The sequence below is a fragment of the Erwinia sp. V71 genome (genome assembly GCF_965644245.1).
Classification (GTDB): domain Bacteria; phylum Pseudomonadota; class Gammaproteobacteria; order Enterobacterales; family Enterobacteriaceae; genus Erwinia.
In genome coordinates this window covers 1-14,760 of sequence record NZ_CBFFRK010000107.1, presented here as the reverse complement: position 1 = coordinate 14,760, position 14,760 = coordinate 1, and the positions used below count along the sequence as shown (strand labels likewise).

Annotated in this window: 14 protein-coding genes; 6 read left to right on the top strand and 8 right to left on the bottom strand. The window is 57.7% G+C overall.

Translation table 11 applies throughout. The features are described from left to right. The first annotated feature begins 256 nt into the window (after nucleotides 1-256). On the top strand, nucleotides 257-727 hold the full coding sequence (locus tag ACSZO1_RS17650) for a DUF1203 domain-containing protein (RefSeq protein WP_437614939.1): 471 nt from the start codon (nucleotides 257-259) through the stop codon (nucleotides 725-727). Nucleotides 728-744: 17 nt separating this feature from the next. Here ACSZO1_RS17650 and ACSZO1_RS17645 read toward each other — a convergent pair whose 3' ends face one another. The 7 genes from ACSZO1_RS17645 to ACSZO1_RS17615 all read right to left on the bottom strand — a co-directional run bounded on the left by ACSZO1_RS17645 (nucleotide 745) and on the right by ACSZO1_RS17615 (nucleotide 8,561). Beyond that, nucleotides 745-1,695 carry an ABC transporter substrate-binding protein gene (locus tag ACSZO1_RS17645; RefSeq protein ID WP_437614937.1) on the bottom strand — a complete coding sequence of 317 codons (951 nt, stop codon included), beginning with the start codon at nucleotides 1,693-1,695 and terminating at the stop codon, nucleotides 745-747. Then, the gene (locus tag ACSZO1_RS17640) at nucleotides 1,696-2,721 is read right to left on the bottom strand and encodes a FecCD family ABC transporter permease (RefSeq protein WP_437614934.1); all 1,026 of its coding nucleotides are present in this window, start codon (nucleotides 2,719-2,721) and stop codon (nucleotides 1,696-1,698) included. 4 nt (nucleotides 2,722-2,725) lie between these two features. Then, the gene (locus ACSZO1_RS17635) at nucleotides 2,726-3,721 is read right to left on the bottom strand and encodes a FecCD family ABC transporter permease (RefSeq protein ID WP_437614932.1); all 996 of its coding nucleotides are present in this window, start codon (nucleotides 3,719-3,721) and stop codon (nucleotides 2,726-2,728) included. Beyond that, nucleotides 3,721-4,512 (bottom strand): ABC transporter ATP-binding protein, encoded by a 792-nt coding sequence (locus ACSZO1_RS17630; RefSeq protein WP_437614930.1) that lies wholly within the window; start codon nucleotides 4,510-4,512, stop codon nucleotides 3,721-3,723. The genes ACSZO1_RS17635 and ACSZO1_RS17630 overlap by 1 nt, the downstream gene beginning before the upstream one ends. 2 nt (nucleotides 4,513-4,514) lie before the next feature. Further along, complete coding sequence (locus tag ACSZO1_RS17625) at nucleotides 4,515-6,887, bottom strand: TonB-dependent siderophore receptor (RefSeq protein WP_437614928.1); 2,373 nt, start codon at nucleotides 6,885-6,887, stop codon at nucleotides 4,515-4,517. 122 nt (nucleotides 6,888-7,009) lie between these two features. After that, complete coding sequence (locus ACSZO1_RS17620; protein WP_437614926.1) at nucleotides 7,010-7,957, bottom strand: FecR family protein; 948 nt, start codon at nucleotides 7,955-7,957, stop codon at nucleotides 7,010-7,012. 85 nt (nucleotides 7,958-8,042) lie between these two features. Continuing rightward, complete coding sequence (locus ACSZO1_RS17615; RefSeq protein WP_437614924.1) at nucleotides 8,043-8,561, bottom strand: sigma-70 family RNA polymerase sigma factor; 519 nt, start codon at nucleotides 8,559-8,561, stop codon at nucleotides 8,043-8,045. A 272-nt stretch (nucleotides 8,562-8,833) separates the two neighbouring features. Between ACSZO1_RS17615 and ACSZO1_RS17610 the strand changes: the two genes are divergently transcribed. The 3 genes from ACSZO1_RS17610 (at nucleotide 8,834) to ACSZO1_RS17600 (ending at nucleotide 11,624) form a co-directional block, all read left to right on the top strand. Continuing rightward, the gene (locus ACSZO1_RS17610) at nucleotides 8,834-9,421 is read left to right on the top strand and encodes a flavin reductase family protein (protein ID WP_437614922.1); all 588 of its coding nucleotides are present in this window, start codon (nucleotides 8,834-8,836) and stop codon (nucleotides 9,419-9,421) included. Between the two features lie 137 nt (nucleotides 9,422-9,558). Continuing rightward, nucleotides 9,559-11,223: a methyl-accepting chemotaxis protein gene (locus ACSZO1_RS17605; protein WP_437614920.1), complete on the top strand. Its 1,665-nt coding sequence runs from the start codon at nucleotides 9,559-9,561 to the stop codon at nucleotides 11,221-11,223. A 26-nt stretch (nucleotides 11,224-11,249) separates the two neighbouring features. Continuing rightward, complete coding sequence (locus ACSZO1_RS17600) at nucleotides 11,250-11,624, top strand: cupin (RefSeq protein WP_437614918.1); 375 nt, start codon at nucleotides 11,250-11,252, stop codon at nucleotides 11,622-11,624. Nucleotides 11,625-11,777: 153 nt separating this feature from the next. Here ACSZO1_RS17600 and ACSZO1_RS17595 read toward each other — a convergent pair whose 3' ends face one another. Further along, nucleotides 11,778-12,986, bottom strand: coding sequence for an MFS transporter (locus ACSZO1_RS17595; protein ID WP_437614916.1), 1,209 nt, complete (start codon nucleotides 12,984-12,986; stop codon nucleotides 11,778-11,780). Nucleotides 12,987-13,080: 94 nt separating this feature from the next. Between ACSZO1_RS17595 and ACSZO1_RS17590 the strand changes: the two genes are divergently transcribed. Together ACSZO1_RS17590 and ACSZO1_RS17585 are read left to right on the top strand one after the other, a co-directional pair. Beyond that, nucleotides 13,081-14,028, top strand: coding sequence for a LysR family transcriptional regulator (locus tag ACSZO1_RS17590; RefSeq protein WP_437614913.1), 948 nt, complete (start codon nucleotides 13,081-13,083; stop codon nucleotides 14,026-14,028). A 204-nt stretch (nucleotides 14,029-14,232) separates the two neighbouring features. Next, nucleotides 14,233-14,703, top strand: coding sequence for a hypothetical protein (locus ACSZO1_RS17585; protein WP_437614912.1), 471 nt, complete (start codon nucleotides 14,233-14,235; stop codon nucleotides 14,701-14,703). The last annotated feature ends 57 nt before the right edge of the window (nucleotides 14,704-14,760 follow it).

Sequence of the window (14,760 nt, the reverse complement as noted above, 5' to 3'; positions counted from 1 at the left end):
TTCCGGCAGCCTTCAGTGGTCTTTGCAGAGTTAAGACAGGCGGCTTAGCGTTGCACTTCGAACTTGAATCCGCCAACATCACCTAACATGGTGTGCTGTTTACTTATGCTGCTCATCACGCCCTTAAGCGCGCCATTTCAGTTTGCATCGTCCCAGCCGATATACCGCTGCATCTCTTCTATTTCCATGTCCCAAAACAGCGAGTTTCGCCCGTCATTCAACGCTACTGTATCCACGACATTAACGGGAGAAACGTATGCAATACAAAATTTCAGGCCTGAACGCCGCACCCTTTACCCATCTTTTTGGCCAGGACGAAGGCTATTTAAAAAAACACGGTGCCGTAAGAAAAACCGTGGAGAGCTATCCTGGTTACCCTGACCGCATTTCGTTATGCGACATTCCGCCAGGTGAAACTGCGCTGCTGATTAACCATATCTACCAGCCCGCAGATACCCCTTACTTCGGCACTCATGCCATCTACGTCTGGGAGGGATGTACTGAGCAGGGCATCTATATCAATCGTTTACCGGAAGTGATGATGAACAGGCTGCTGTCATTGCGCGGTTATGATGAAAATCATTTGATCATTCAGGCCGATATCTGTGAAGGACGTTCTGCCGAACATCTGATAAGCCAGTTTTTTGATGATCCGGCGGTCAGCTATATCCAGATACATAATGCAAAACGGGGCTGCTATTCCTGTCTTGCCGAACGTTTAAGCTAAAGCGGTGACAGATAAAATCAGCGCGTGACCGGAACGATAACTTTCTCCACTGAACTCAGCGTTGACTCCAGTCCGCGCACGCTCGGTGGATAGACTTCGAAACGCGACAGATTAATAATCCGGCCATGCCTGAATGCCTTCAGTACCTGGCGTGCGCCGGGTGCAACACGATCCATATCGCGCGCAAAGTTGCTGGCATCTTCGCCCTGGTCGGGCAGGTAAGAGGTGACGATATAATCGGCGTCGATCAGTTCAATCAGCTCCGGACTAATCGTGACCCTGTCACGTCCTGCGCTGAGTGAACGTGCAACCGGCATGCGTTGCAGGCCAAGATCATCCATTACCGTGGTCAGTGCGCCATACTCCTTCAGCACCTGAATGGTGCCATCACGGCCATTGACTAACAGCGCGATATAGCTCAGAGGATGATCGGTTTGCAGATGTTGTTGTCGCAGCCCGGCGACTTTCTGCTGATAATGTGCAGTCAGTGCACTGAATTCAGCGTCGCGTCCCAGCCAGCTGGCCAGATCGTGGTACAGCTCCAGCATGGGTCGATCCTGCTCCGGATTAAAATAGACCACTGGCGCAATGGTCGACAGCGTATCCCGTACCGCCAGGTAATCGCCGGTATTGGCAAGGATCACATCTGGCTTCAGTGCGCGGATGCGTTCCGGGTCAAGTTTGCCATGCACCGAGGCCAGCACCAGCTGCGAAAAATCGAGTCCGAACAGTTCCCGCGCGCCACGAATATAGAACGTGCCATCTGCCGCCAGTCTGCCCGTCGAGGCCACCAGTGGCGCACCCAGTTCATGCACCATTACTGTCAGCGTCCAGTCATGCAGCGAGACAATACGCTGCGGCTGCTCAGGAAGCGTGACCTGATAACCGGCGTGATCGACGACGGTACGGGCGTGAGCAGAGCCGCTGAAGGCAAACAGGATAAGCAGATAACACCGTAACGTTTTCATTTAGCTTTTTCTCCGCGTCAGGCGGGCAATCAGCAGGAAGGCGGGGATACCGCACAAGGACACCAGCAGTCCCGCAGGCATTATCACCGGTAAAAACAGCGTGCGACCCGCCATATCCGCGCACAGCATCAGTAACGCGCCAGTTAACATGGCGACGGGCAGCAGTTCGCCCGGCCTGTCGCTGACCAGACGACGAGCCAGATGCGACGCAATCAGTCCGACAAACGCCATCGGTCCCGCCACGGCCACCACCGGCGCGACCAGCGCGCTGGCGAGCAGTATCAGCAGGGGGCGGCTGAGTTGCGGTCTGGCGCCCAGCGCACTGGCCTGATCGCTGCTCAGGCGCAGCGGTGCCAGCAGCCGGGGTGTCAGCAGCAACAGCAGGAACAGAACCAGCGCCCAGCGGATCAGCAGCCAGACGTCTTCCATGGAGACGGCGGTCAGCGAGCCGTGCGCCCAGCTGATATAGCGTGAGAACTGTACAATGCCGCCACTGGCCATAATCAGTTCGACCATCGCACTAAGGCTGACGCTGACACCCAGGCCAATCAGTATCAGTCCCCAGTTGCTGCGAAAACGGAATGCCAGCGCAATCACCAGCGTGCCAGTGCTGAGTCCGCCTGCTAGCCCGGCCAGTGCCAGCCAGTGATCGGCTAATCCGGTCAGCATACTGGTCAGCAGCACCGCGACGCTGGTGCCCTGTGAAATACCCAGCAGCCCCGGATCGGCGAGGCCATTATCGGCCACCACCTGTAACAGATAACCGGAAGCGGCGATCATCGCGCCGCCCAGTAGCGCGACGGCCACACGCGGCAGGCGTAGCTGCATAATGGCGCTGGTTTCCGCGTCAGCGACCGTCACCGGTGACAGCAGCCAGCGCAAAAAGGCAGCCGGTGTCACCTCGCTGGTGCCGAGCCAGAGCGCACAGGTGGTCAGCAGCATTAACAGCAGTATCAGCGCGCTGAAGACGCGCAGAAAATGGCCGGAAAAGGGCAGGCAGACACGGCCAAAAGTCAGAGTGTGCATGGTGTTAGTCCCGTCCGCGTTGCAGTGTCAGCAGGGTGATGGCGAGAAAACCGATACCGCCCACCAGTGCCATAAGGGTGCCGACATTCAGCAGCCGGGGGGCCAGCAGCAGGCGGGCGAGGATATCGGCGCCGGTGACCAGCGCACTACCGAGCAGCATCGCCAGCAGCAGGGGACGCAGGCCGCTTTCACCGGCAAACAGCCGGGCGATATGCGGCACGATCAGGCCGACAAAACCAATCGGGCCAACGACAGTGACGGCCATCACCGGCAGGGCAACCGCCGCAGCCAGTACCAGCGCGATAATCCAGCGCGTATCCACGCCCAGCGCGGCCGCCTGGTCATTACCCAGCGCCATCACATCCAGTGGCCGCGACAGCAACAGCAACACGGCGGTTGCCAGTACAATCGGCAGCCAGAAGCGTTGCAGATTTTGGTAATCAAAGATGCCGATATCGCCGACCAGCCAGCCAAGCAGGCCGCCAAAGGCATCAGGATCGAGCGACAAAATAAACGCGGTGACTGAGGAAAACAGCGAGGCGCTTAGCGTGCCACCCAGCGCCAGATTAAACAGACTGCGGCTGCCACGTCCCAGCAGTTCCGCTGCCAGCACGGAAACCAGCAGGGCGCAGAGTGCGCCGAGCAGCGCGGGCCAGAACAGATGACTGCCGGAAAAACCGAACAGATAAATCCCGCCAACAGCAAATGCCGATGCGCCACTATTGATACCGAGCGTTGACGGCGAAACCAGCGGATTGTGCAGCACTTTTTGCAGCGTATAACCAGCGGCCGCCAGCATCGCGCCGACGGAAACCGCCACCACCAGCCGTGACAGGCGCTGTTTCACGATCACCATATGGGAATAGTTGCTGCCATCGTAGCTCAGCAGTGCGCTGAACAGCTCCTGACTGGTAACGGGGCGCACGCCGACGCTGAGATGCAGTAAGGCGAGGACGAGCAGCAGGGCGACAGCCACTCCCGGCCAGAGTAACGCGCGCATTATCCGGCTCCCTGCGGGATATGAATCACCGCGTCACCAATATCGATGGCGCGAGTGCGGATATCCCAGACTTTCTCAATGGCGTCGCTGGTCAGCACGGCACGTGGCGTGCCGCTGTTTTCCACGTTGCCGCGATGCAGCAGCACCAGGCGGTCGGCGTACAGCGTGGCCTGCGTCAGGTCGTGCAGCACCGCGACCACCGCACGTCCGGCACGCGCTTCGTCACGTGCCACGTCCAGCAGGGCATACTGGTGTTTCAGGTCGAGATGATTGGTCGGCTCATCAAGCAGCAGCATCTGCGCATCCTGCGCCAGCGTCATCGCCATACGCACCCGTTGCAGCTGCCCCCCTGACAGGTCGCCCAGCCGCCGCTGCGCCAGATCCGCCACCGCCATGCGCTGCATCGCCTGCTGCACCTGGCGGCAATCTTCCTCCGTTTGCCGCCGCAGCCAGGATTCGTGGCTGTAGCGTCCCATATGCACCAGATCGGCCACCGTCATCCCTTCCGGTGCGCCGCTAAACTGGGTGAGCAGCGCCATACGCCGTGCCAGCTGGCGGCGGCTGAAACTGGCCAGCGGTTGCTCATCGATCAGCACCTGTCCTCCGGCGGGTTTCAGCAAACCCGCCAGCAGTTTCAGTGCGGTGCTTTTACCGCAACCGTTAGGACCGACAATCGCCAGAAACTCACCGCGCCGGACGCTGAAAGAGACGTTATCAAGCACCGTACTGGCGCCGTAGCGAAACCCGACGGCGTCGAGGCGGGCAGCGACAGAAGACAGAGGCGGTTTCATGCTCAGAAGGTCGCTTTCAGCGTGGCATAGAAGGCGCGCGGAGCCCCCGGGTGATTCTCTGTACGGCTTACCGGCGTGGCGATATAGTCCTGATCGGTCAGGTTACGACCCAGCAGCGACACCTCAAGGTTTTTGTTGATCGGATAACTGATCGAAGCATCCAGACGATAGTAGCCATCCACCGAATAACTGTTATCAAGGTCACCTTTACGTGCGCCAACCGCCTGCAAACCGGTGCCCAGTTTCAGCCCGGCAAAGCGGCCCTGTTGCAGCTGATAAGTAGTCCACAGGCTGCCGCTCCAGAACGGTACACCGGTAAGACGGTTGCCTTCGGCGTAGTCCTCATCATGAGTGATACGCGCATCAAGGTAGGCGCTGGAGGCAATCAGCTGCCAGCCCGGCAGAATTTCACCGGTGATATCCACTTCGATACCGCGCACGCGCTGTTCACCGGTGGTCACGGAATAGTCAGAATCCAGCGGATCACTGGCTTTCACATTGGTTTTGGTGATCTGGAATGCTGCGGTGGTCAGTGACAGACGCTGTGGGATCAGCTCCACTTTGACGCCACTCTCAATCTGCCAGCCTTTTTCCGGATCGATGGCCTGGCGGTCGCGCGTCTGTACGCTTTGTGGGGCAAAGCTTTCAGAGTAGCTGGTATACAGGGAAACCCGCTCTGTCGGTTGATACACCAGACCCAGACGTGAGGTCAGGGCGCCGTCATTGATTTCCGGATCGCTGTCACCGACGTTCTGATCCATCTCCTGCCAGACATGATCGTAACGCACGCCCGCCAGCGCTTTCCACTGCGGCGAGAATTCCAGCTGGTCCTGCAGGAACACCGATGCCATTTTAATATTTTCGACAAAGTCAGAATTCAGCGTCGCTTCTGGCATCGCCGCGCCATACACCGGGTTGTAGATATCAATGTCTGCAATATTGGCGCGATAAGAGGTGAAACCGATGCGTGAACGACTGAACTGCACGCCGCTGAGCAGGGTATGGTCAACCGACCTGGTTGCCACATCCAGTTGTGCTTCCAGCTGGGCATCAAACGCGCGCAGATCTTCCACGCGATCGGTATAACGGCGGCTGAGGGTACGGCCATCGTCCTCCAGCGAACGGTAATCGATGCCGGTGTCATGAATGCGCGCATCGTCGTAGCGTAAGGTACTGCGCAGAGTCAGCTGATCATTGACCATATGTTCCGCACCCAGAGACAGGCGCATTTTCTCAGCATCCACCGTTGACCAGGCTTCACCGAGATAACGTTCTGCAGGCAGGGTGACTTCGTTGTCGGCAGTAACAATCAGGCCACGATCGAACGGCACTTTCTGGTGGGTATAGTCGAGCCCGAGGTTAAACCGCGTTTCCTCGTTCGGCTGCCACAGCAACGCCATGCTGCCAAACTGCCGATGGCTCTGTGCACGGTTATCCTGGAAACCGTCTTCGGTTTGTACGGAGCCAGAGAGGCGTCCCGCCAGCGTTTTATCCTCATTCAGCGGACCGCTGAATGAGCTTTCGCCACGCCAGAAGCCAAAACTGCCTGCCTGTACCGAGGCTTCAGCCTCCGGTGCCCAGCTCGGCTTACGGGTAATGATATTAATCAAACCGCCTGGCTGACCACGGCCATATAGTGCCGACGCCGGGCCTTTTAACACTTCGATGCGTTCGACATTCGCCAGATCGAGAAACGTTTCCGGGCGATCGCTGGCCGGATTGAGCATCACGCCATCAATTGCGTAGCCCGGAGCAGAGAAGCCGCGTACCATAAACGTTTCAGCGCGGTTACCTGAGGTGCCGCTCTGCTGTACGCCGGAGACGGTTTCCAGCGCATCGGTCAGGCTGGTGACCTGGCGGTCAGTGATCACATCGCGTGGCACCACCTGCACCGACTGCGGGATATCCCGCAATGCGCTATCAGTTTTGGTGCCGCTGGCGCTGCGCGTTGCACGATACCCCTCCACCGGGCCGCTGGCCGTCTCCGGGGAGGCGCTCACCGTCAGGGTAGAGGGCGTCGCACTGGCCGCGGGTGCTTTCACAATCAGCACGATGCCGGATGAGGTGAGCTGATAACTGAGGCCGGTGCCGTTCAGCAGGCTGTGCAACGCAGCCTCGGGGGTAGAGGCACTGCTGACGCCACGTGAGCTGATGCCGCGCAACAGTTGCGCATCGGCGGAGGTCTGGATACCGGTCTGGGTGCTGAATTGCAGCAGGGCATCCTGCAGTGGCTGGGGGGCGATCTGCTGAACAGTGCGCTGACTGGTGCGCAAGGTATTGCTGTCTGCTGCCTGGGCGCTGAGCGCCGTTCCGATTGCCAGCGCGAGTACTGCCGCACGGGTGAGACCTGTTGTCACTGTCCTGTTACCACGCATAATTGCCCCTGTCCTGTGGACCCCGTAGAGGGTTATCCATCACTTCGCACGATTGCTTTCAGTACAGAACGAGTCGGCGAGGTTTTTTTTCAGGAAAAAAGGCGATTTTTTTTAAAAAAAATTTAACGTGGTGAAATAAGCGTCAGCCAGGGGCTGATCTGATGAATGCGGGCATTGTGCGCCAGCGCAACGGCCTGTAGTGCCTGCCGGGGTTGTTTCAGGTCATACATGCCGGTGACACGCCGCGAAGCGAGCGCATCGTCGGTGACCATAATCACACCGTGATAGTAGCGGCCGATTTCCTCCACCACGTCTGCCACAGTACGGTCTTTGACCAGCAGCATACCGCGCCGCCACGTGCCGACGCTGTCCGGCGGTTGCTGGCCGCGCAGGGCTTCACCCTGAACGCCAACCCGCAGCCAGTCACCTTTCTGCAGCGGTGCGCTGACGCCCGGCGCGATGCCCGGTGCGCTGACCTGTACCCGGCCATGATTGACCGCCACTGCAACGGCGTTATTCGCCATTCTGACATCAAACGCGGTGCCAAGAACGGTGGTTGTCACCTGTTCCGCCTGTACACGGAAAGGGCGGCTGGCATCGGGCTGCACTTCAAAGTAGGCCTCACCCTGCAGCAAACGCACCTGGCGCAGCGACGGCTGATAATCAATTTTTATCGCGCTACCCGCCGCCAGGAACAGGCTGCTGCCGTCATCAAGATGGATGGTACGCACTTCGGCGGTGCCGGTGCTGTAGTCTGCTCCGCGCCAGTAATTCATTGCCGGTGGGGAAAACAGCGCCAGTGCGAACAACGCCGCCGCCAGCGCACCGCTATAGTAAGGCCAGCGCAGCTGGCGTCGCACAGGCAGGGGGGGAATGGTGGCACGCGAGCGTCCCGCCGCACCCAGCAACTGCCAGGTTTGCCGGGCTTCAGACCAGGCGCGCTGGTTCTCCTGGCTCTCGCTGCACCAGTGTTCGAAGCGAGCCTGTAACGCGGCATCATCCGGCTGCTCCTGCAGCAGGATAAGCCAGTCCAGTGCATCCTGATTTGCCTGTTTCTGTTTATCGTTCAATCGCTTTCTGTCTTATTGGCTGTCGGATTGCCGCCCGTGTGATGGCCAGCAGGCGGCTAAGCATAACAATCTGTGGGGATAATTATCAGTCGGGCTGGCCGTTTTTTTCCATCATCCGCTGGCGGCAATGCGCCAGCCCTTCATACACCAGGCTGTGAGCCAGCGTGACGGAGATATCCAGTGCGCTGGCGATCTCTTTCAGTTTGCGGCCATCGAAGCGATGCATTTCAAGTGCGATACGGGTGCGTTCGGGCAGTTCGGCCAGCGCTTCACTCATGACACGCAGCTGGAGCTGCTGGCTGACAATCTCTTCCTGTGACGGGCGTTCTTCAGCCACTGATTCGAGGCAGGCATCGGTATCGATCCGCTGGCGTTCACTGCGCTTGCTGCGGAGCCAGTCAATTGCCAGATTGCGGATAATGCGACGAAAGTAACCCACGGGCTGGGCAATATCGCGATCGGTTGCGGTGGAGTGCAGGCGAAAAAATGCGTCCTGCACCACATCTTCGCCCTGAGCACGCTCACCGACAATCGCCGTGGCGTAGTCGATAAATTCTGCCCGATGCGCGAGGTAGGTCTTGATATTTTTATCGTTATTGCGCAAGTGTAATTACCTTAATTCCCAAAGGTCCGACAAGGATGCAGCAGTCAGGCAATATGCTGGCGCGCGTGTAAGAACGCGGACGCCCTGCATCAATAAAAAAGACCCGCCACAACGGCGGGGGTGCCAGTGTACATGATAATGATTTCTATTCAATAATATATCATGTTGAATTAATAACGTTGCAGTCAGCGCACAGGCTGCTACGCAGAACCGGCGCGAATAATGAATGATTGAGTCCGTAAAGCGTGTCCAGAGACGGGAGAAAAGAGAAGATGGATCAACCGATTGCCGCTGTTGCGCTGGAAAAAGCGTATCGTTTAATTAACCATGGCCCGACGGCACTGGTCTCCGCACGTTATCAGGGGACGGATAATGTGATGTCGGCCTCGTGGGTCTGCGGCCTGGACTTTACCCCGGCGAAACTGACGGTGGTGCTGGATAAAATTGCCCGCACCCGCCAGCTGATTGAGCAAAGTGGCATGTTTGTGATTCAGGTGCCGACAGTGGCGCAGTTACAGATGACGCATACGCTAGGCACCACCAGCCTGACTGAACTGCCTGATAAACTGGCGCGTGCCGGGACGGAGTTGTTCACTATCGGAGGGCTCGATCTGCCGTTTGTCAAAGGTTGTGCTGCGTGGCTGGCCTGCCGTTTGATCCCGGAACCGCATAACCAGCAGGCGCACGATCTGTTTATTGGCGAAATCATTGGCGCCTGGGCTGACAGCCGGGTGTTCCGTGACGGACACTGGCAGTTTGAACATGCCGATCCTGCTTTGCGCAGTCTGCACTATATTGCCGGCGGACAGTTCTATGCGACAGGGGAAGCGCTCAGGGTCGCTGATTCATCCGCAGAATAAACCTGCTGTCAGATTGAGTTAAGGAAAGACCGGATACTTTTTCCGGTCTTTTTTTGTGGCTGACGGCAGCACGTCACAAAATCGTCATACTGTTTTGATAGTTTTCTGCATCTCTGTGAATTATAAAAGATTTTATTATGCTTAATTCTCATGTTGGTGCGCCTGCCACCCCTTTTAATGCCCGGGCAAAACATTTTCGATCCCTGTTACTGCGTTATTTACCACTGAATTTCTCCACCCGTACTTTCAGCATTCTTTCCGGTTGTATCGCGGTCATTCTGCTGTTTTCCTCACTGCAGCTGTTCTCTTCGCTGGTGATGTCGAAGATCCTCCATGTCGCCAACGATAACAGCGCCGCCACCACGGCACTGCGCCAGCAGCAGATGACGCTGGATCGTGCGCGTATGGCGCTGCTGATCGCCAGCGATAAGCTGAACCGCGCCGGGGTTTACTATATGGAAGATAAAGAGACCGGTTCGGTAGGCAGCTGGAGCAGTCTGCTGGAAGAGGCAGAAGTGGCGTTAAAAGAGTCACAGCAGGCTTATCAGCAGTTTAGCGGCTTAAGCAGCCACACGCCGCCAGAGGAGCAGGCGGTGCTGGATGCACTAAAAGCCAGCTACGACATGTTCTACAGCGGTATTGTTGAAGAGGCGGATAGCCTGAGCAAAAACGGCAATATTGATGCGTTTTTCAATGTGCCGGTGCAGGCGTTTCAGAGCGATTTTAACGATAAATATTTCCAGTTCCAGTCAGTGACTCAGCAGTTGTCTGACAGACTGAATGGCGGGCTGCTGACCTCGCTGCAGCAGGCGAAATGGTTATCGATTGGCACGTTAGGTTTTCTGCTGCTAATCGGTATTGCCGTCTGGTGGGGCGTCAATAAGTGGGTGATCCACCCGCTTAAACAGGTCAATGCGCAGTTGCGGGTGATGGCCGAAGGGGATTTATCGGACAGCACTCGCACCGTGACCAGAGGCAGCCGCGAAGTGTTGCAGCTGGCGCAGAATATGCAGGATATGCAGCAGGGGCTGGTGAAGCTGGTGGAAGATGTGCGCCATGCATCGCAGCATATCAGCCTGAATATTGATCATCTGGTGCAGGGTAATGAAGAACTGACCGCGCAGGCATCGACCCAGCAGCAGGCACTCGGCCAGGCGCGTGATAACCTCACGTCGCTCAATGAACGGGTGAAAAATAATGTGCTGCATGCCCGCGCAGCGAATAACCAGTCGGAACAGGCGCGCGATCTGGCGGTAACCGGCAGTGAAGTGATGCAGAAAGTCGAACAGTCGATGAAAGGCATTGTCAGCCAGTCGGCGGAGATGAGCGGCATTGTCGAAATCATTAAAAGCGTGGCATTTCAGACCAATATTCTGGCGCTGAACGCCACTATCGAAGCGGCGCATGCGGGCGCGCAGGGGCGTGGTTTTGCTGTGGTGGCGCGCGAAGTGGGACTGCTGGCGAATAAAAGCAGCAAGTCGAGCCAGGACGTGCATCAGTTGATCCAGAGTTCAGCGCAGCAGATTGGCAGAGGGGCGCAGTCGGTCGGCCAGCTCGGCGACAGCCAGCAGCAGGTACTGCGGGTGATTGCCGAACTGAGTGCGCTGGTGCAGGAGATCACGGCGGAATCGGAACATCAGAGCCAGAGTATTGACGATATCGCCGAACGTATTGCTACACTCAATCAGGTCACCGAGCGCAATTACGCGCTGGTAAATGATGCGGCGTCCTCCTCGGCGAAGCTGTCCGGCCAGTGCCAGAGTCTGCAACAGGCGATTGCACGTTTCCACCTGCCAGCCTGAGCAGTGCGCCGCGTAAGGAAATAACCATGCTGACCACTCTGTTGCGTGATTTTCCTGCTGCGGCGCTGAATGCCGAAACCGAAACCTTTGAAACGCTGCTGGCACGCCCGGACATACGCATCGAGCGGATTATCTCCACCGGGCAGGCCAGCCCGGCGGATTTCTGGTACTGCCAGCCGCAGCATGAGTGGGTGCTGGTATTACAGGGCTCGGCAGGATTACAGTTTGCCGATGAAACGGATGTGCGGGTGCTGCATGCCGGGGATTTCGTCAATATTGCCGCGCAGCGCCAGCATCGCGTTGCCTGGACCGCCGCCGGAGAGATGACCATCTGGCTGGCGGTGCATTATGGTGACTTAAGCGATCATCCGACAGCAACCATACCGACAGCGGAAAAATAGCTTTCCAGCAACGGTATCTCATTGCAGGTGACGACTGCGCCAATATAGCCATCCGGGCGCACCAGTATCCTCAAAGCCTGAATCAGTATGCCGGTGCGCTGCGACTGGCGGTAAACAACCTGCTCAGCCCGGGCCCATCGGCATAATTAAGTATTAACGCGGTGCCCGCATACGCACCAGCAGTCCGGCTGCGGCGGCAATGGTTGCCAGCGCGACCACGCTGCTCCAGCCAAAGCTTTCCAGTGCTTTACTGCCCAGCGCTGCGCCACTCGCCATACCGATAAACACCAGGGTAAACATAATCGCATTCAGACGGCTGCGGGCGCCGGGGTTAATGGCATAGATAATGGTCTGATGCGCGACCAGTGTCGCCTGCACGCCAAGGTCGAAACCAACTGCACTGAGTACAATCAGCGCCAGCTGCGCCGGCACCGGCAAAGCAGGCAGGGCAAACATCAGCGCAAACGAAACCAGTACCAGCGTGGCACCCACTTTAGTGACGTAACTGGCGCCATGACGATCCGCCAGCGATCCTGCCAGTGGCGCGGCCAGCGCACCGGCTGCACCCGCCAGGCCAAAGGAGCCTGCGACCGCGCTGCCCAGCTGGTAGCGCTCTGCCAGCATCATCGCCAGTGTTGACCAGAAGGCGCTGAAGCCCACAGACAGCAACCCCTGCGCCAGCGCGGCATAGCGTAATTCAGCATGTTCGCGCCACAGTTTACCTAAGGAACGCAGCAGCGCCGGGTACGAGAGCGAGGTCTGCGGTTTAAACGCCGGCAGAATGCACCAGATGGTTAGCGTAATCAGCAATACGCCAGCCGCCGCCAGCAGATAGACGCTGCGCCAGCCAAAGTATTGCGCCACGATGCCGCTAAAGACGCGCGACAGCAGAATGCCTGCCAGTAATCCGGTCATCACCATACCGACAATTTTGCCGCGCCGGTTTTCCGGGGCCAGCGTGGCGGCGGCCGGAATAATATCCTGCGCCACCGTCGCCATCAGGCCAATCGCCAGGCTGCTGAGCAGCAGCAGGGGGAAGGAACCGGCGAAACCACACAGCAATAGCGTGGCCGTCAGCAACGTACCTTTAATCAGAATAATTTTCCGCCGGTCATGGCGGTCGCCCAGCGGTGCCAGCAGCAGAATGCCAAGTGCATAGCCGATTTGCGTCAGCGTCGGCACCATACCGCTGTCGCCGACGGTGGTGTTAAAGGCGTTGGCGATAATGCTCAGCATCGGCTGGCTGTAGTAAATCGAGGCGACGCTTAATCCAGCACCTGCCGCCAGCAGGAACACCGTGGAAGTGGATAATCCGTTATCTGCCTCTGCAGCGCGGGATTCGGCGGAAATAAGTTGGCTCATGAAACGCTCCGGCATGTGAAAGTGAGGCTATTTTTATCCCGCAGCGGCGGAATCGGTAGCGGGCGGCGATGCAGAACTGTTATACATATAACGTATGAACAAAAATCTTATTGTGGGTGGCGACCGTATAGCCCTGTTGCAGACCTTTGTGCGCATTGTCGAGAGCGGCAGTCTTTCCGCGGCGGCACAACAGCTGGCAACCACACAACCGACCATCAGCCGGCGTCTGCAGACGCTGGAACAGCTGCTGGGCGTCAAGCTTATCCACCGCACCACACACACCATGAAGCTGACCGATGACGGCGAGCGTTGCTACCGCCAGGCGCAGACTCTGATCGCCAGCTGGCTGGTGATGGAAGATGAAGTCAGCCAGATACGCGATGAACCCGTTGGCGTACTGCGGGTGCGGGCACCGCACGCGTTTGGTCAGGATCAGATGATTGCGCCGCTGGCGGATTATCTGCAGCGTTACCCGCAGGTCAGCGTCGAATGGATGCTGAACGATCGCTCGCCGGATTTTGTCGCCGAAGGTATCGACTGCGCGATTCAGGTGGGGGCCGTCACCGACCCGTCGGTGGTGGCGGTCCTGCTGGCAGAAGTGCCGCGTATTCTGGTGGCTGCACCACAGCTGCTGGCGCGCAGTCCGGCGATCGAGCAGGTGGCCGATCTGGCACACCTGCCGTGGCTGGCGTTAAGCAGTTTCTATCGCACTGAAGTCACTCTGCAACACACGGCCAACGGTGAACTCTACCAGTTGCCGATTGCGCCGCGTCTCAGCAGTGACAGCCTGTATGCGGTACGCAAAGCGGTGCTGGGGGGCATGGGGACGGCAATTATCTCTTCATGGGTGGTGCAGGAGGATCTTGCCGATGGCCGTCTGCAGCAACTGTTACCGGCCTGGCAGGCTCCTCCGTTGCCGGTTTATCTGCTGTATCCGTGGGCCAGCTATTATCCGGCGCGTCTGCGTAAGTTTATGGAATTAATGAAAGAAGTGATGCCGCAGCTGACCGGCACCCGGCCACCACACCGTCGGGAAGCGTAATCCTTCCCTCCCTGTCTGATCGCAAGAGGAAGGGAGGATCGCCAGGTTATCACCACACATGTCAATTAGTTTCGAAGCGAAACTATGCGATAGCGATAACATCATCCCCCCCTCTGCGTATGCTATGCCGATAATGACTGGCAGGATGCCCTGTGCCCACCCAACACGTCAGGACTTCGATCAATCCACCCGGAGAAAGCAGTCATGGCTAAACTTGAAGCACCTATCAGTTTTCGTGCGGTCACACTCGATTCTGGCCAGTATTTACGCTGGAATTATCCCGGCCCCCCCGATTTATCGGGCATATTGTTAACCTCGAATGCGGTGAAGGAGGTCAAAGAATTCAGTTTGTATGAAAAAAAGGGCAGCACACTGACGTTGCTGAAGTCGCTGCCGGGCAGCCAGTTTGAGCTGCCGATCCCGTCAGAGTGGCAGGGTCACTCGCTGGTGATCACCGCCACGATTGCGGATGACAATGTGACCTGGAAAGGGAAAGTCAGCCCTGAGGGCCAGCCGGTGCTGGTGACAGGTAAAGAGTGCATCCCGGAAGACAATAAAGCACCGCCCTGGTTTGCGGCCATGGGCGTTGAGGCGCAAAAAACACTCAGCACCAGTCGTTATTATCAGGAGTGGTTAAGTTATACCGCCAGTTTATGGGTCGTGACGCAGATTTAGTGGTAGTGGTTGATTGTCAGATACCAGCCGATGATCTTGTCGTGCATCTCTTCAGAC